The 16,361-nt window shown below is 69.5% G+C and carries 14 protein-coding genes; 7 read left to right on the forward strand and 7 right to left on the reverse strand.

Going from position 1 to position 16,361, the window contains the following annotated elements; genetic code table 11:
* Positions 1-11: 11 nt before the first annotated feature.
* The 6 genes from OG381_RS29830 (at position 12) to OG381_RS29855 (ending at position 5,841) form a co-directional block, all read left to right on the forward strand.
* Positions 12-1,337 carry a PhoH family protein gene (locus OG381_RS29830; RefSeq protein WP_327719153.1) on the forward strand — a complete coding sequence of 442 codons (1,326 nt, stop codon included), beginning with the start codon at positions 12-14 and terminating at the stop codon, positions 1,335-1,337.
* A 401-nt stretch (positions 1,338-1,738) separates the two neighbouring features.
* On the forward strand, positions 1,739-2,443 hold the full coding sequence (locus OG381_RS29835; RefSeq protein WP_327719154.1) for a transglycosylase SLT domain-containing protein: 705 nt from the start codon (positions 1,739-1,741) through the stop codon (positions 2,441-2,443).
* A gap of 152 nt (positions 2,444-2,595) precedes the next feature.
* The gene (locus OG381_RS29840) at positions 2,596-3,918 is read left to right on the forward strand and encodes an AI-2E family transporter (RefSeq protein ID WP_327719155.1); all 1,323 of its coding nucleotides are present in this window, start codon (positions 2,596-2,598) and stop codon (positions 3,916-3,918) included.
* A gap of 170 nt (positions 3,919-4,088) precedes the next feature.
* Positions 4,089-4,943, forward strand: a complete 855-nt coding sequence (locus tag OG381_RS29845; RefSeq protein ID WP_327719156.1) for a MarR family transcriptional regulator — start codon at positions 4,089-4,091, stop codon at positions 4,941-4,943.
* A gap of 78 nt (positions 4,944-5,021) precedes the next feature.
* A complete protein-coding gene (locus OG381_RS29850) occupies positions 5,022-5,408 on the forward strand; it encodes a roadblock/LC7 domain-containing protein (protein WP_327719157.1) in 387 nt (128 codons plus the stop codon).
* Between the two features lie 4 nt (positions 5,409-5,412).
* Complete coding sequence (locus tag OG381_RS29855) at positions 5,413-5,841, forward strand: hypothetical protein (RefSeq protein WP_307026400.1); 429 nt, start codon at positions 5,413-5,415, stop codon at positions 5,839-5,841.
* A 52-nt stretch (positions 5,842-5,893) separates the two neighbouring features.
* Here OG381_RS29855 and OG381_RS29860 read toward each other — a convergent pair whose 3' ends face one another.
* The 5 genes from OG381_RS29860 to OG381_RS29880 form a co-directional block, all read right to left on the reverse strand.
* Positions 5,894-8,218, reverse strand: coding sequence for an ABC transporter permease (locus OG381_RS29860; RefSeq protein WP_327719158.1), 2,325 nt, complete (start codon positions 8,216-8,218; stop codon positions 5,894-5,896).
* Positions 8,215-8,901 carry an ABC transporter ATP-binding protein gene (locus OG381_RS29865; protein ID WP_327719159.1) on the reverse strand — a complete coding sequence of 229 codons (687 nt, stop codon included), beginning with the start codon at positions 8,899-8,901 and terminating at the stop codon, positions 8,215-8,217. The genes OG381_RS29860 and OG381_RS29865 overlap by 4 nt, the downstream gene beginning before the upstream one ends.
* Complete coding sequence (locus OG381_RS29870) at positions 8,898-9,422, reverse strand: PadR family transcriptional regulator (RefSeq protein ID WP_327719160.1); 525 nt, start codon at positions 9,420-9,422, stop codon at positions 8,898-8,900. The genes OG381_RS29865 and OG381_RS29870 overlap by 4 nt, the downstream gene beginning before the upstream one ends.
* A gap of 116 nt (positions 9,423-9,538) precedes the next feature.
* Complete coding sequence (locus OG381_RS29875) at positions 9,539-9,772, reverse strand: hypothetical protein (RefSeq protein ID WP_327719161.1); 234 nt, start codon at positions 9,770-9,772, stop codon at positions 9,539-9,541.
* Positions 9,769-10,701 (reverse strand): SPFH domain-containing protein, encoded by a 933-nt coding sequence (locus OG381_RS29880; RefSeq protein WP_327719162.1) that lies wholly within the window; start codon positions 10,699-10,701, stop codon positions 9,769-9,771. The genes OG381_RS29875 and OG381_RS29880 overlap by 4 nt, the downstream gene beginning before the upstream one ends.
* Positions 10,702-10,961: 260 nt before the next feature.
* Here OG381_RS29880 and OG381_RS29885 point away from each other — a divergent pair, with 260 nt between their 5' ends.
* Positions 10,962-13,268 (forward strand): transglycosylase domain-containing protein, encoded by a 2,307-nt coding sequence (locus tag OG381_RS29885; protein ID WP_327719163.1) that lies wholly within the window; start codon positions 10,962-10,964, stop codon positions 13,266-13,268.
* A 46-nt stretch (positions 13,269-13,314) separates the two neighbouring features.
* Here the strand turns inward: OG381_RS29885 and OG381_RS29890 are convergent, their stop codons facing one another.
* Together OG381_RS29890 and fomD are read right to left on the reverse strand one after the other, a co-directional pair.
* The gene (locus tag OG381_RS29890; protein WP_327719164.1) at positions 13,315-15,360 is read right to left on the reverse strand and encodes a SpoIIE family protein phosphatase; all 2,046 of its coding nucleotides are present in this window, start codon (positions 15,358-15,360) and stop codon (positions 13,315-13,317) included.
* 295 nt (positions 15,361-15,655) lie between these two features.
* A complete protein-coding gene (fomD, locus tag OG381_RS29895; RefSeq protein ID WP_327719165.1) occupies positions 15,656-16,348 on the reverse strand; it encodes a cytidylyl-2-hydroxypropylphosphonate hydrolase in 693 nt (230 codons plus the stop codon).
* Between the last annotated feature and the right edge of the window lie 13 nt (positions 16,349-16,361).

Here is a 16,361-nt window from a genome sequence, read left to right on the forward strand (position 1 = left end):
TACGTCCTTCCGTGGTGACCAGCACAAAGCGCCGTATGCCAGACCGGCGCACCTATGTTCTCGACACCAGCGTTCTGCTGGCCGATCCGAGCGCCATGACCCGCTTCGACGAGCATGAAGTCGTGCTCCCGATTGTCGTGGTCACGGAACTGGAGGCCAAGAGGCACCATCCCGAACTCGGCTACTTCGCTCGGCAGGCACTTCGCCTGCTCGACGATTTCCGGGTGCGGCACGGCCGTCTCGACGCCCCCATCCCGGTCGGGGACCTGGGCGGAACCGTCCGTGTCGAGCTCAATCACTCGGACCCCAGCGTGCTGCCCAGCGGCTACCGCCTGGGGGACAACGACTCCCGCATCCTCGCGGTCGCCCGCAATCTGCAGGCCGAGGGATTCGACGTCACCGTCGTCTCGAAGGACCTCCCGCTCAGGATCAAGGCGTCCTCGGTCGGGCTCCTCGCCGAGGAGTACCGCGCCGAACTCGCCATCACGGGCTCCTCCGGCTGGACCGGAATGTCCGAACTGACCCTGCCGGGCGAACAGGTGGACATCCTCTTCGAGGAAGGCCATGTGTACGTCCCCGAGGCCGCCGACCTGCCCGTGCACACGGGTCTGACGATCCAGTCCGAGCGCGGCAAGGCACTGGGGCGGGTCAGTCCCGAGGGCAACATCCGCCTGGTGCGCGGTGACCGGGAGGCGTTCGGCATCAAGGGGCGCAGCGCGGAGCAGCGCATCGCGCTGGACATCCTGCTCGACCCGGACATCGGGATCGTGTCGATGGGAGGCCGCGCCGGCACCGGCAAGTCGGCACTCGCGCTGTGCGCGGGTCTGGAGGCGGTCCTGGAGCGCCAACAGCACAAGAAGGTGATGGTCTTCCGTCCGCTGTACGCGGTCGGCGGGCAGGAACTCGGCTATCTGCCGGGCTCCGAGTCCGAGAAGATGAGCCCCTGGGCGCAGGCGGTCTTCGACACGCTGTCCGCGGTCGCCAGCCGCGAGGTCATCGAGGAGGTCACCGCACGCGGGATGCTCGAGGTCCTGCCCCTCACCCACATCCGCGGACGCTCGCTGCACGACGCGTTCGTGATCGTGGACGAGGCGCAGTCGCTGGAACGGAATGTGCTTCTCACCGTTCTGTCCCGAATCGGTGCCAATTCGCGGGTGGTGCTCACCCATGACGTGGCCCAGCGGGACAATCTGAGGGTGGGTCGCTACGACGGTGTCGTCGCCGTCGTGGAGAAGCTGAAGGGGCATCCGCTCTTCGCCCACGTCACACTGACGCGGTCCGAGAGGTCCCAGATCGCCGCCCTTGTGACCGAAATGCTGGAGGACGGGCAGATCTGACCCTGTCGTACAACTTCACAAGGGTTACGCAGTAGTTGGCGCCGTCCGGAAAGGCAATGAGCCTAGCCGGGCGGCGCCTCGGTGTGTGTGGCTTTCCTGAAATCCCTAGGGGCAAACGAGGTGTGAGCTTTCACACGCAACTCAGAATTGCCACTCGGCGTCCGCTTGCGGCAGAGTCTCATTCCTGTCAGGCCCCGCATACGACACACCTGTACCCCCAGCGGTACGGCACCACAGCACCACCAGCTTCAACTCCATAGCCGACGTCGTATGCCGCCCGAGCACCATGCGGCGCCTCCCTCACGGGAGTTGCCCACCGGGCCCGAACCTCCCGTGACCCAGCAGTTGGGAGGTCAGCGCCAGGGGCAAGATTGCGTCCGCCAGGGTCACCGAAGCGGGCGATGCTGGAAGGAAACCGTGTGAGTCCGATTTCGGTCCGGGGATTCGCAGTGGCCTCTGCCACCGCGGTCACCGCTGTCGGAAGCGTCGTCGGCGTTGCCTCGGGCAGCACCGCGCAGACGAACGACGCCGAGGCGGCAGTAGCCGATTCGACGCTCCTCGCGGACATACCCGCGGGCCAGCAGGCCCAGGTGCAGACCGCGTCCCTGACGCAGCAGGCCAATGTCCAGGCCATCGCCGCCGACGCGAGCGCGAAGAAGGATGCCGAGGAATCGGCTCGCAAGGCTGCTGCCAAGTCGGCTGTCGAGAAGAAGGAAGCCGCCGAAAAGGCGGCGAAGGAAGCCAAGGAGCGCGCCGAGGTCAAGGCCGCCGCCGCGTCCCGGAGCTCCTCCAGCTTCCCGGTCCAGAGCTCGTACTCCACCGCGCAGATCCAGGCGATGGCGCGCCAGATGGTGCCGAGCGGCCAGTGGACGTGCTTCAGCAACATCGTGGACCACGAGTCCAGCTGGAACTACACGGCGGTCAACGCCTCCTCCGGCGCCTACGGTCTCTTCCAGGCACTGCCCGGCTCCAAGATGTCCTCCGTCGCCGACGACTGGCGGACCAACCCGGCCACCCAGATCAAGTGGGGCCTCAACTACATGGACAGCCGCTACGGCAGCCCGTGCGAGGCCTGGTCCTTCTGGCAGGCCAACAACTGGTACTAGAGCCGCCCGGCTCCGGCCGACGCTCAACCCCGCGCAGCCCCTCACCGTCCTACGGTGGGGGGCTTTCGCCCTGTTGTACGGTCTGACGGACGACTCACGGGCTCCAGGGGGGAGTGGTGGGCAAAGACGGGGGAAAAGGACGGACACGGATCATGTCGCGAGTGCCTGGGTGGCTCGGCCGGCTCGGCCACGGACTGACCGAGATGGGTGACCGGTTGGACGAGCGCCGCGCGGAGGCGGAGCGCGAGGAGGAGGCCCCGCCTCCCGACGAGCCCCCGCCGCCCTACGAAGCGCCCCCCGCCGCGGTACCCCGCCCTGATCCCGCGCAGGCGGTCCCGTGGGGCATGCGCGTCGCCGCCGAGGCCGGCTGGCGACTGCTCGTCCTGGCGGGCACGGTCTGGGTCCTCATGCGGGTCATCAGCGCCGTACAACTCGTCGTGCTCGCCTTCGTGGCCGCGCTGCTGATCACCGCGCTGCTCCAGCCGACGGTGGCATGGCTGCGGCGCTACGGCGTCCCGCGCGGCCTCGCGACCGCGCTCACCGCGATCCTCGGCTTCGTCGTGATGGGCCTGATCGGCTGGTTCGTGACCTGGCAGGTCATGGAGAACATCGACAACGTCTCCGACCAGGTCCAGGACGGCATCGACGAGTTGCGCAACTGGCTGCTCAACAGCCCGTTCCATGTCACGGACAAGCAGATCAACGACATCGCCGAGAACCTGCGGGAGGCGGTCGGCGCGAACACGGACCAGATCACGTCGGCCGGTCTGGAAGGTGTGACGGTCGTCGTCGAGGCGCTGACGGGCATCCTGCTCGCCGCCTTCTCCACGCTCTTCCTGCTCTACGACGGAAAGCGTATCTGGGAGTGGACGCTGAGGCTGGTGCCGGCGGCGGCGCGGCCGGGCGTCGCGGGTGCGGGCCCGCGCGCGTGGCGAACGCTGACGGCCTATGTGCGCGGCACGGTGATAGTGGCTCTGATCGACGCCATCTTCATCGGCCTCGGCATCTACTTCCTGGGTGTCCCGATGGCCGTCCCGCTGGCGGTCTTCATCTTCCTGTTCGCGTTCATCCCGCTGGTGGGCGCGGTCGTCTCGGGCGCGCTGGCGGTGGTGGTCGCGCTGGTGACCCAGGGCGTCTTCACGGCGGTCATGTCCCTCGCGGTCGTGCTGGCGGTGCAGCAGATCGAGGGACACATCCTGCAGCCGTTCATCCTGGGCCGCGCGGTCCGGGTCCACCCGCTGGCCGTGGTTCTGTCCGTCGCCGCGGGCGGCATGATCGCCGGGATCGGCGGTGCGGTGGTCGCGGTGCCGTTGGTCGCGGTCACGAACACCGTGGTCGGCTATCTGCGGTCGTACTCCCAGGAGCAGACCCTGAAGCAGTCCCCCCGACCGAGAGGCGCCACGGCGTCGGACATCGCCCCCGTGACCCCCGCGGACGACCCCGCCCCCAAGGACGGCCCCGCCGATCTAGGGTGAGAATCGTTCAAATGAGCGCCGAACAAAGCGAATTGAACGGCTCCAGGCTTCAATTTCCGACAGCTGGGAGCAGCTCGGAATAACCCGGCCGAAATATGCCCCACGGCTGATACACATACCCCCCTCAGCGCTACGCGCCAGGCGTATGTGCGAAATGCCAGGGGGAAGTGATGTCGGGCCTCCGCGACCCCCTCGACCTCGACCAGGTCGGTCACGACCTGCTGGCACACGCCCTGACGCAGTGTGGGCGTGAGGAGTTCACCGGGGAACTGAGAGTGGCCGGTGCGCCCGGCGGCACCCTCCATCTGCGCAACGGCCTCGTCGTGGGCGCGCAGAGTCCCGGCGCCCCCGGCCCGGAGGCGCTGCTGCTGCGCTCGGGCCGGGTCAGCGGGGAGGAGTGGGCCGCGCTGGTACGGGAGTCGGGCGGCGAGCGCTGGCCGGCGGCCCGGCTGATCGCGCGCGGCTACGCCGGGGCCGCCCAGCTCAAGGTCGTGTGTGTGATGGCGCTGCACGACGCCGTGTTCGCCGTGCTCGCGGGCCGGGTGCACGGCTGTGAACGGGCCCCCGAGACCGAGCCGTTCGCCACGATCGCCGTCGGCGAGACCTCGAACCGGCTGCTCCAGGAAGGCACCCGCAGGCTCGCCGCCCTGGCCGCGCTGCCCCACCCCGTGCACCCCGACCGGGAGCGCCCGCATCCGGTCCCGGGCATGGACGCCGGCCCCCTCACCGCGCCGCAACGCGAGCTGCTCGCCCACGCCGACGGCCGCAGCACCGCCCGTGACCTGGCCTTCCGCACCGGGCGCGGCGTCTACACCGTCACCGTCGAGATGGCCCGACTGCTCGGCGAGGGCCTCCTGGAGCTGGCCGCGGCACCCACCCCGATCCCGGTCCGGCCCGTCCCCGACGGCCAGGGGGTGCGGCAGCGCGATCCGTCGCCTCCCACCGCCCCGCCGCTCGTCCCCGGCACCCTGCCCCGCCGTAAACCCGGCGGATTCTTCCGGATGCGAAACGGAGCCCCCCAATGAGAGCCCGAATGAGCCCGAAAGAGAGCCCTCGAATGAAGAAGCCGAACAGATCCGAACAGAAATAGGGGAGTTGAATACATGGATCACGAAGCACTGGCACGGGAAATGCGTGGACTGCGGGAACAGGTGACCGGCATCACCGACACGGCGGTCGCCGCCGCCGACGGACTGCTCATCGCGGCGGACACCGCCGACTCCATCGATCCGGAGGGCCTCGCCGCCCTCGCCGCGGCCGGCCTCGGACTCGCCCGCCGTACCGCCCAGGCGACCGCCCGGGGCACCCTGCGCCAGACCGTGGCCTACGGCAGTCACGGCTGTGCGGCGTTCTACGCGGTCGGTGACACCGCCCTCATGGTCGTCCTCGGCGACGAGGGCATGGACGTGGACCGACTGCACCGGGCGACCCAGCCCGCTCTCGACCGTATCGGCTCGATCCTGACGCACAAGGCAGCGGAAGGAGTCTGAAGGGATGGCGACGAAGCGTATGACCCCTGGTTTCTCCGATCAGGTGATGGGCCTGGTCAAGTCACTGCGTACCGATGCCCCCGACTGTGTCGCCTCGGGCGTGGTCGACATGTCCACCGGCATGCTCCTTTCGTACGAGACCGTCGAGAACCATCCGCCGGAGGTGCTGGACCTGCTGGCGGGCGCGACGCTCGACCTGTTCCAGGGCCGCACGGTCGTGATGATCGAGGACGTCTTCAAGGAACGCCGCGGGGTGGGCGGCGACAACCACTTCTTCCAGGAGATCCTGGTCAACAGCGAGAACCTCACCCACCTGTTCATCCGGCTGAACGAACAGCAGGACGTGGTGGCCGTGGTGGTCTGCCGGAAATCGGTGAACGTGGGCATGCTCTTCGCCCAGGTGCGGCGGGTGGTACGGGAGTACAGCCTCTGAGCACACGGAAAGGGCCCCTCCCGAACCGGAGGGGCCCTCGTCGTCGTACCGGCTACTCCGTGCGCAGCCCGTCCGGCCGCATCAGCCGCAGCAGCGGCGGCAGGCTGAGCAGCGTCACCATCAGGACGACCGCGGCGCCCGCGCCCGCCATCGACAGCACGCTCGCCCAGTCCACGGACACCGGGGTGTCCGTCATCTTCAGCAGGACCACACCGAGTGTCAGCCCCACCGTCGAGGCCAGCACCAGTCCGAGACCGACCGGGATCGCCGTCTGCCACAGCACCGACAGGCTCAGCGTGGAGCGCTTGGTGCCGAAGGCGATCAGGGCGGACAGCAGCTTCTTGCGTTCACGGAGCTGCTCCAGCTGGGAGACCAGCAGACTCGCGCCGATCAGCATCAGGACGCAGGTGGCGCCGACGAACAGGCCACCGCGGATGGAGGCGTAGTTCTCGTCGCGCACGGAGGACGTGATCTGGACGGGCTCCTGGTACGGGTCGATGGCCGCCGTCGTGTTGCGGACGTACTCGATGGCGTCCGGCACCGCGTCGTCGAGCCCCAGATACAGCTCGGGGGTGAGCAGCGGGTCGGCTCCCGAGGGCAGCGCCGCCGGTGTCATCAGGAGGCCCGCGCGCCCGAAGCGGGTCGAGTCCTCGGTGCCCTGGACGGCCTTGACGTCCTTCGGGACGGTCCAGGCGACCGGCTTCGTCGTCGCGTTGTCGTCGGAGTCGTCGAACCAGAGCTTGTTGCCGCTCTTGACCATCTTGCCCGTGTCGTAGGCGTAGTCGCCGGCCCTCAGGACGAACACGTCGCCGTCACGGCAGGAAGGGAGCTTCGCGACCTCGCGCAGGGCCGCACAGGTGCCGACGGACACGGGGGCGAAGTTCTGGGGGTCGAGGCGGCTGCTGCCGAGGTATCCGTCGGACAGGTGGTAGACGTGCTTGACGCCCCGGGTCGCCGCGAGCTTCTCCTTGGCCTCGGCGACCGGACTCCCCGTGGACAGCTGTACGGCCACCTGCGCGCCGGTGACGTTCTCGTCCTTGCGCTCCGTGTACTGGCCGTCGACTCCGGCGAACAGCATCTGCAGGGCGATCGCGCCGGCCACCGCCACCGCGATGCCGTTGACCATGCGGGCCGCTGTGCCGCTGCTCAACTGGAGTCTGCGAACCGCCAGTTGCCAGGCCACCGGGCCCGCTCCGAGCCGGGAGACGACCGCTTCGACAGCCCAGGGCAGCAGCGCGGTCACACCGACCAGCAGCAGCATGACGCCACCGATGGTGAGGTACTGGTTGAAGTTCCCGCTGTCGCGTCCCTGGCCGATCATCGGGTAGAGCATCGCGAGCCCGCCGAGCGGCAGCAGCAGCCGCCACCACAGCCGGCGCCGCGAGGGCTTCGCCGTACGCACCACGCCCAGCGGCTCGATGACGACACCGCGCAGCGCCAGCTGGGTGACCAGCACGGCGGCCGCGGGCACCGCGACGGCGACCAGCAGGGCCAGCAGGGGCGAGGGGTTGAGATAGCTCGGGAAGAAGCTGTAGTCGAAGAGCTCCACGGAGCCCGCGATCTGACGCCCGATCATGAAGAAGCCGGCGCCCAGGACCAGGCCCACCATGGCTCCGGCCATCGCCTCGCCCGCCGCGACCCGCCGGGTCATCCGCGCGTCGGAGCCCACCAGCCTCAGGGCCGCGAGCCGCCGGTCGCGCCGCTCGCCGCCGAACCGCACGGCCGCCGCGATGAAGACGGCGACGGGCGTCAGCAGGACCGCGAAGACGACGAGGATCAGCAGGAGCAGGACGGGATCCAGCGGTTCCTTGGACTGCTGCGGGGACCCGAACCGCTCGATGCGGTCCACGACACCGCCGTTGATCTTGGGCGCGAGTCCCTCGGCGCCGCGGTAGAAGGCGAGTTCGGCCGAGCCGATCAGACCGCTCTCCCCGATGGTCCCGACGATCCGGTCCGGCAGCCGCTCCCGCAGCACCTTCCCGTCGCCGGACTCCAGGAGCTTCTTCAGCGCGGGGGAGACCACCATCTCGCCCACCGCGGGAAAGGCGGAGAGCCCCGGCGGCAGCGGCGACTTCGGCCCCTCGGGCTCCAGCTCCCGGCCCCGCACGCTCTTGTCGTGATAGGTCGTGGTGATGTATCCGACGACCAGGGTGTCGTCGGCCTTCTTGATCCGGGTCGCGCTGAACGACATGTCGTTCCGCGCGGCCTCCCGGTCGTCCCGCGCCGACATCGCGCTCGGGATCGCGGTGGTCAGCAGCAGCAGCGCCACCCCGAGCCCCACCCCGACCGCCGTCAGCAGCACCCGGATCCAGCCTTCGCGTCCCCCCGCGAACGCGAATCTGACCCCCATCCCCAGGTCCCGCGTCCACTGCCTCATACGACTCGCTCCATGTCCCGGGACTTCCCGTCCCGTACGACGATCTCGCGGTCGGAGTAGGCCGCCACCCGCGCCTCGTGCGTGACCAGGACGACGGCCGCGTTGGTGGACCGCGCGGCCTCGGTGAGCAGCTCCATCACCCGCTCGCCGTTGAGCGAGTCGAGCGCGCCGGTGGGCTCGTCGGCGAACAGCACGCGCGGGCCGGTCACCAACGACCGTGCCACGGCGACCCGTTGCCCCTGCCCGCCGGAGATCTCACCCGGCCGCTTCTTCCTCAGGTCGTCGACCTCCAGCCGCTCCATCCACGTCACGGCGGTCCGCTCGGCCTCCTTGCGGGAGGTGCCGTTGAGCCGCAGCGGCAGGGCGACGTTCTCCACACAGGTCAGCTCGGGGACGAGCTGGCCGAACTGGAAGACGAACCCGAACTGGGAGCGCCGCAGCTCGCTGCGCTGGGCGTCGTTCATCGTCGCCATCTCGCGCCCGCCGTACATGATCGAGCCCGAGTCGGGCGTGACGATCCCGGCGAGACAGTGCAGCAGCGTGGACTTGCCGGACCCGGAGGGGCCCATCACGGCGACGACCTCGCCCGGGTGGATGGAGAACTGGGCGCCGTCGAGCGCCAGGGTCGGGCCGTACGCCTTGCGCAGGTCGTCGGCCACGAGCAGGGAACCAGCGGGAGTCATTCGGCCACCACCTGTGCGAGCTTGTCGAGACGCGCGGCGGTCAGTTCCAGCCAGCGCAGATCTGCTTCGAGATGGAACAGGGCGTGGTCGCAGATCAGCTGATCGGCGAGGTCCCCCTTCCGCTTCCGGTCGGTGAGGATCCGCATCATGCGCAGATGCTCAGAGCGCTGCGTGTCGAGGATGTCGGCGGCGTCGCGGTGCGTGAGCAGCGCGAGGACGACCTTCGTGTACAGCGTCGACTGCAGATACGGCTCGGGCTTCTCCGGCGTGGCCAGCCATCGCTGTACGTCGGTGATGCCGGCCTCGGTGATCGCGTACCGCTTGCGCTCGGGCCCGCCGCCGGCCTCGATGCCGTCGACCTCGACGAGCCCGTTCTTCAGCAGGCGGGACATCGTCGAATAGACCTGGCCGTAGTGCAGGGGCCGGTCGTGGCCGAACCTCTCGTCGAAGGCCCGCTTCAGGTCGTAGCCGTGGCGGGGGCCGGATTCCAGGAGTCCCAAAAGGGTGTGACCGATGGACATGCGGAGGACTGTACACGCGGCGTATACACGGCATGTATACGTCGAGTGTGCAGGTGCCACGGACGGGTGCCGAACCGCAGGTGAGGGCCGATTGTCACGGTTCTGCTACACGGATCTCAGGTCTCCGGATCGGCTGGTGGCCGGCCCCGGCGCGGGATGGGCCCGGCCTCGCCCGGCAGCCGTCCGGCGTCCGCCAGGGCCTTGCGCAACAGGAACTCGATCTGCGCGTTCGCCGACCGCAGCTCGTCCCCGGCCCACCGGGCCAGCGCCTCGTACACCGACGGGTCCAGCCGCAGCAGCACCTGCTTGCGCTGCTGCGGCCGCCGCTTGGGCGCGGACTCCTCCGTCACTGGTAGAGGGTCCCCGTGTTCAGGACGGGCTGTGCCGCGCGGTCCCCGCACAGCACCGCCATCAGGTTCGACACCATCGCCGCCTTGCGTTCGTCGTCCAGCTCCACGATGCCCTGCTCGCTGATCCGGGCGAGCGCCGCCTCGACCATCCCGACCGCCCCGTCCACGATCTGCCGCCGCGCCGCGACGATCGCCCCGGCCTGCTGCCGCTGGAGCATCGCCGAGGCGATCTCGGGAGCGTAGGCGAGGTGGGTGAAGCGGGACTCGATGATCTCGACGCCGGCCGCCTCCACGCGCGCGTGCAGTTCGAGGGCGAGCTTCTCGGTGATCTCCTCGGCGTTGCCGCGCAGGGACAGGCCGCTCTCCTCGTGGGCGTCGTAGGGGTACTCGATGGCGATGTGCCGGACGGCCGCCTCGGTCTGGGTGGACACGAACTCGATGTAGTCGTCCACCTCGAAGGTGGCCTGCGCGGTGTCCTCGATCCGCCACACCACGACCGCGGCGAGCTCGATCGGGTTGCCGTAGGCGTCGTTGACCTTCAGGACGGCCGTCTCGTGGTTGCGCACCCGCGTCGAGATCTTGGTGCGCGAGGTGAAGGGGTTCACCCAGCGCAGCCCGTCCTGCCGGATCGTCCCCTTGTAGCGCCCGAAGAGCTGCACGACCCGCGCCTCGCCCGGCGCCACCGTGTTCAGCCCGCACATGGCGAGAAACGCGGCGAGACCGACCAGGATCCCGCCGACGATCAGCGCGGCCTTCCCGCCGGTCGCCGAGACCGCCGTAGCGCCCGCAATCATTCCGGCGCCCGCGAACAGTCCGAGCAGCCCGAGGAGCAGGGCGAGCCCGCCGCCGATGCTGTGGGCGGTGAACTCCCGCACGCGTGGGGCGGGCATGTCGGGTACGTCGACGGTGGTGTCGTCGTGGGTGGTCATTGGTTGGTCCCCCGGTTCTCGAAGTACTGGTACGGCTAGCTGTGTGCTCACTAAGTGATATCACTTTTACCGCCGAAGGCAACCCTTCACACCCCTCGCTCGTCAGTTCCGTAAGGAACGGGTGCTGATTGTCACGTCCGCAAAAGACCGGATCGGCTGCCCTTTGTCACATCTCCCGGTGTTAGCTTTCTGAGCTGACCTGACCGGCGAACCTGTGTGACACATGCGCACACACGAGCGAAGCGGAGCAGAACGGACCCATGGGACGAGCGGAAGAAAGACGAGCGCGACAGCGCGGCGGTCACCGCGCCGCGCCCAAGGGCCGTTCGTCGAGGGCGGCCAGCGCTTCGACGGGCGCTTCGACCCGGGCTTCCGGCAGCGGCGACAAGAGCCTCATACGCTGGATCTTCACCTGGAAGAAGATCCTCGGCACGTTCCTCGGCTTCTGCCTGCTCGGCATCGGTGCCTTCATCGTCCTGTACATGATGGTGCAGGTCCCCGAGGGGAACGCGCAGGCCGAGCTCCAGAGCAACACCATCAAGTACAGCAACGGCGACGTCCTGGTCCGGGACGGCAAGGTGAACCGCGAGACCGTGGACCTCGCCAAGATCCCCAAGAAGGTCCAGCTCACCTTCGTGGCCGCCGAGAACAAGTCCTTCTACCAGGACTCCGGCGTCGACCTGAAGGGCACCGCCCGAGGTCTGCTCAACACGCTGTCCGGCAAGGGCAAGCAGGGTGGTTCGACGATCACCCAGCAGTACGTCAAGAACTACTACCTCACCCAGGACCAGACGGTCACCCGCAAGCTCCGCGAGCTGGTGATCTCGCTCAAGGTGGACCGCCAGAAGTCCAAGGACGAGATCCTCGCGGGCTACATCAACACCAGCTACTACGGCCGTACCGCCTACGGCATCCAGGCCGCCGCGCAGGCCTACTACCGCGTCGACGCCGAGGACCTGAGCGTCGAGCAGGGCGCCTACCTCGCCGCGCTGCTCCAGGCGCCGAGCCAGTACGACTGGGCGGTCGCCTCGGACTTCAGCAAGAAGCTGGTCAAGCAGCGCTGGAACTACGTCCTGGACAACATGGTCGAGGAAGACTGGCTGGACGCCTCCAAGCGCGCGGAGATGACGTTCCCGGTCCCCAAGGAGCCCAAGGCCGAGTCCGGGCTCAAGGGGCAGAAGGGCTACTTCGTCAAGCTCGCCAAGCAGCAGCTGATCGCGCAGCTGATGAGCAAGGACAGCCTCACCGAGGACGAGGCGCTGGCCCAGTACGACCGGGGTGGCTGGACCATCACCCTGAACATCGACAAGAAGAAGCAGGCGCAGCTGGAGAAGGCCGTCAAGAGCCAGCTGACCGACAAACTGGACCCCGACAAGCGGTCGGTCGACAAGGACGTCCAGGCGGGTGCCGCATCCGTCGACCCCAAGACGGGGAAGATCGTCGCCCTCTACGGCGGCCAGGACTACATCAAGCACTCCTACAACAACGCCAACCGGGTGGACTACCAGCCCGCGTCGACGTTCAAGCCGGTCATCCTGGCCGCCGCCCTTCAGGACGGCGCGGTGACCCAGGACGACGAGAAGATCACCACCAGCACGATCTACGACGGCACCAGCAAGCGTCCCGTCAAGGGCAGCGACATCGCCTTCGCTCCGGAGAACGAGGACGACCAGGACTACGGTGACGTCACCGTCCAGACGGCGATGAACAAGTCCATCAACTCGGTCTTCGCGCAGCTGGGCGTCGACGTCGGCATGGACAAGGTCCTCAAGACCGCCGCCGACCTCGGCATGGATACCGGTGACCTGAAGGCGCTGCCCGCCTACACCCTGGGCACGATGGGCGCGAGCCCGATCCAGATGGCCGGGGTCTACGCCACTCTCGACAACCACGGCAAGAAGGTCACCCCGACCATCATCAAGTCGGCCGAGCGCAACGGCAGCGAGGTCGAGATGCCCGACCCGATCGGCGAGCAGGTGATCAGCCGCAAGACCGCCGACACGGTGACCTCGGTGCTGACCGGCGTGGTCGACGACGGTACGGCCAAGAGGTCCGTCCGTGACAACCCCAAGCGCGACGGCCAGGAGGTCGCGGGCAAGACGGGTACGTCCGACGACAACAAGTCGGCCTGGTTCACCGGTTACACCCCCGACCTGGTCACCTCGGTCGGCCTGTTCGGCGAGAACCACAAGAAGCCGGGACAGGTCGAGATGTACGGGGCGGGCGGCGAGCCGCGCGTCAACGGCGGTGGCTTCCCGGCGCAGATCTGGGCGGCCTACATGTTCGGTGTGACGTCCACGTCCGCCGAGTTCGACCTGGACACCGACCAGGGCGCGGCGGTCGAGCCGACGTGGACGCCGACGCAGACGCCCACGCAGACCCCGACCCAGACCCCGACGCAGACGCCGACCCAGACCCCGACGCAGACGCCCACGCAGACCCCGACCCAGACGCCCACCCAGACCCCGACCCAGACTCCGACGCAGACGCCCACGCAGACGCCGACGACGAAGCCACCGACGGACGGCATCCCGGAGGATCCGGTGGACCCGGGGGACGATCTGTAGCGCAGCACGAAGGGCGCCCGGCATCCGCCGGGCGCCCTTCGTCCTCTCAGCTTCGGTTCAGCTCGAACCAGACGACCTTGCCGGTGCTCAGCCGGGTCGCTCCCCACCGGCGCGCCAGCTTGTTGACGAGGTACAGGCCCCGCCCGCCCTCGTCGGTGGCCCGGGCCTGCCGCAGCCGCGGCAGCTGGGGCACGTCGTCGCCGACTTCGCAGCGCAGCACATCGGTCCGCAGCAACCGCAGGGTCACCGGCCGCGAGGCGTACCGCACGGCGTTGGTCACGACCTCGCTGACGAGCAGCTCCACCGAGTCGGACATGTCCTCGAGCCCCCAGCGGGACAGGGCACGCCGGGCCAGCCGTCGGGCCCGCCCCGGTGCCGCGTCCTCCGGCTCCAGGAACCAGTACGCCACGTCACTCGGTGCGATCCCCTCGAAGCGGGCGGCGAGCAGCGCGATGTCGTCGTCCCGGTCGCCCGGTCCGAGCATGTCGAGCACCTCGTCGCACAGCGCCTCCAGCGGCGGCGGATGATCCGGCCCGGTCAACTGCGCGGTCGCGGCGAGCTTCTCGCGCAGTTGCTCTATGCCGCTCCACACGTCCCGCAGGCGCGATTCGACCAGCCCGTCGGTGTACAGGAGCAGGGTCGCTCCGGCCGGGGCGTCCAGCTCCACCGCTTCGAAGTCGACGCCGCCGACACCGATCGGCGCGCCCGGGGGGACCCGCAGCACCTCCGCCCGGCCGCCCAGGTGGAGCAGGACGGGCGGCGGATGGCCGGCGTTGGCGATGGTGATGCGATGCGACACCGGGTCGTAGACGGCGTAGAGGCAGGTCGCCATGCGGTCCGTGCCGAGCCGCTGGGCCTGCTCGTCCAGGTGGTGCAGGACCTCCTGGGGCGGCAGGTCGAGACCGGCGAGCGTCTGCGCCGTCGTCCGCAGCTGGCCCATGATCGCGGCCGAGGTCATGGAGTGGCCCATGACGTCACCGACGACCAGCGCGACCCGGCTGCCCGGCAGGGGGATCGCGTCGTACCAGTCGCCGCCGACGCGGGCGGTCTCGGCGGCCGGCAGATAGCGCGAGGCCAGCCGGACCCCCGTCGGCCGCGGGAGCGTCTCCGGCAGCATGGTGCGCTGGAGTTCGTCGGCGATGTACGCCTCACGGCCGTACAGCACGGCCTTGTCGATGCCGAGCGCGCTGTGCGTGGCGAGCTGGGCGGCGACCAGGAGGTCGTCCGGCTCGAAGGCGATGCGGTCCGGGCGGCGCAGGAACAGCGCGGCGCCGATGACCCTGCGCCGGCCGCGCAGCGGGGCGAGGATGGCGCGCCGACCGCCGGGGACGATCAACTCGCCGCCCTCGCCGAGGAGTTCCGGCAGCGCCGCGCGGGCCGCCGGAGAGTCCGTGAAGACGGGGCGTACGCCCCGCAGCACCTCGGCGAGCGCGCCGCCGGTGCGCACCTCGCACAGCTCGGCGGTCACGGCCGACAGTTCGGTCAGCTCGGTCGGCTCCGGCTGGGGCGCGGGCACGGTGAAACCGCCCTCGGTGTCCCGTTCCTCCGGTATCCGGTCCGTGCGGCGCAGCCGCAGCACCAGCGGGCCGGTGGGCCGCTCGTCGCCGACCGGCAGCGGGTCGCGCAGATAGACCAGGATCGCGTCCGAGAAGGTCGGCACGGTCGCCCGGCACAGCCCCATCACGATCTCGTCGAGGTCGATGCCACGGGCGATCCGCCGGGTCGCGGCACCCACGAAGCGCAGCCGGTCGCCGTCCCGCCGCATCGGCGTCGGCCGGCCGAGCGCCTGACTCTGCCCGGTCCGCCGCTCAGGGCCGTCGGACACGGCTTCCGACGGGAGGGGGACACTCTCGGGCGCCGGTCGCGGACGGTGGGTGTCCGGCTCGGCGGCCACGGTGGGCTGCGAGTGCTCGGGATCGCCGCCGGGCACCGGTGCCGCGATGTCGGACCCCGGAGACGGGGTCTCGCCGGCCCGGGCCTGTGCCGGTAAGGCGCTGTGCGGGGGCGTGGAGGCACGCAGGAGCGCCCCGCGAGGGTCCGCGGGGTCGGCGCCCGGCTGGGGGCGCTCGAAGGAGGTGGGCTGCTCCGTCACGCGTGTCGAATCCGTCCGTCGGTGGCTGCGCGCCGCGCGCTCAGTTCGTACCGCCGAAATGCCGATACCCGGTATACGTGCCCCAGGAACGGAATTCCCGCGTGGTCAGAGGATGTTCCTGTGCCACCGGCGGAGCGTCTGGCCTCCGTACCGGTGTTGCCCTCGTACCCCTCGCTCACGTCCTGCCGCCCCTCGGTGACGAATGGTCAAGCTCGATGCACGCTCCGGTAGTTGCCGCCGCGCGCTCTTGCGGAGGACGATCCTACGTTTGTTGCCCGGGGGCGCATCAAGGGTCTCATGAGGACATGTGCGCGGGCGTGCGGTCCCAGTCTTCCGGCAGCAACGGTACCGACCAGGACGGATCCGGGCGCCAGTGCTGCCAGCCGTCCGAGTACGGGGACCCCCAGGAGCGGATCACCTCCACCGCCGAACGCCCGGCCCGACGCACCTGTTCGGCCTGCGCCGCGTCCATCAGCCCGTCCCGCTGGGCCTGCGCGAACTCGTCCTCGTCCCGCCAGTGCCAACTGCGGTCCGGGTGCACGGAGATGTCCAGGAAGTGGTCCTCGGAGTCCACCCCGCCGTCCCAACGGGCCAGCGGCTCCTCCAGGTTCACGTACCAGTTCTTGAACAGCCAGCCCGGCTCCCAGAACAGCCACACCGACCACGGCTCGCCCGGCCGCGCCAGCTTCAGCACACCGGTGCCGAACCAGCGGTCGCGCTGCACGGTACGAGGCTTGGTGTACCGGCTCTCCAGCGGCTCCGCGTGCACCGAGGTGCCGTCGGCGAGGACGGGCTTCACACACTCGGTGCCGGGAGCCATCCACACGGCCAGCAGGTCGTGATCGTCCCGGACGACGGTGACAGGGCGTGCGATGTGAATACGCGCGGCGCCGTTCTCCCGGTACCGCCACAGGATCTGACTCCCGGGCTTCCAGAAGGACGTCGTTCTACCCGCTTCCGCCGCTCTCACCGCTCCACCGTCTGCCATGAACAGATATTAG

It is taken from the genome of Streptomyces sp. NBC_00490 (genome assembly GCF_036013645.1).
Lineage (GTDB): Bacteria > Actinomycetota > Actinomycetes > Streptomycetales > Streptomycetaceae > Streptomyces > Streptomyces canus_F.

Excerpts from the sequence above, each read along its gene's own strand:
- OG381_RS29835 (WP_327719154.1), top strand. The coding sequence starts at position 1,739 with ATGCTGGAAGGAAACCGTGTGAGTCCGATTTCGGTCCGGGGATTCGCA.
- OG381_RS29840 (WP_327719155.1), top strand. The coding sequence starts at position 2,596 with ATGTCGCGAGTGCCTGGGTGGCTCGGCCGGCTCGGCCACGGACTGACC.
- OG381_RS29845 (WP_327719156.1), top strand. The coding sequence starts at position 4,089 with ATGTCGGGCCTCCGCGACCCCCTCGACCTCGACCAGGTCGGTCACGAC.
- OG381_RS29850 (WP_327719157.1), top strand. The coding sequence starts at position 5,022 with ATGGATCACGAAGCACTGGCACGGGAAATGCGTGGACTGCGGGAACAG.
- OG381_RS29855 (WP_307026400.1), top strand. The coding sequence starts at position 5,413 with ATGGCGACGAAGCGTATGACCCCTGGTTTCTCCGATCAGGTGATGGGC.
- OG381_RS29860 (WP_327719158.1), bottom strand. The coding sequence starts at position 8,218 with ATGAGGCAGTGGACGCGGGACCTGGGGATGGGGGTCAGATTCGCGTTC.
- OG381_RS29865 (WP_327719159.1), bottom strand. The coding sequence starts at position 8,901 with ATGACTCCCGCTGGTTCCCTGCTCGTGGCCGACGACCTGCGCAAGGCG.
- OG381_RS29870 (WP_327719160.1), bottom strand. The coding sequence starts at position 9,422 with ATGTCCATCGGTCACACCCTTTTGGGACTCCTGGAATCCGGCCCCCGC.
- OG381_RS29880 (WP_327719162.1), bottom strand. The coding sequence starts at position 10,701 with ATGACCACCCACGACGACACCACCGTCGACGTACCCGACATGCCCGCC.
- OG381_RS29885 (WP_327719163.1), top strand. The coding sequence starts at position 10,962 with ATGGGACGAGCGGAAGAAAGACGAGCGCGACAGCGCGGCGGTCACCGC.
- fomD (WP_327719165.1), bottom strand. The coding sequence starts at position 16,348 with ATGGCAGACGGTGGAGCGGTGAGAGCGGCGGAAGCGGGTAGAACGACG.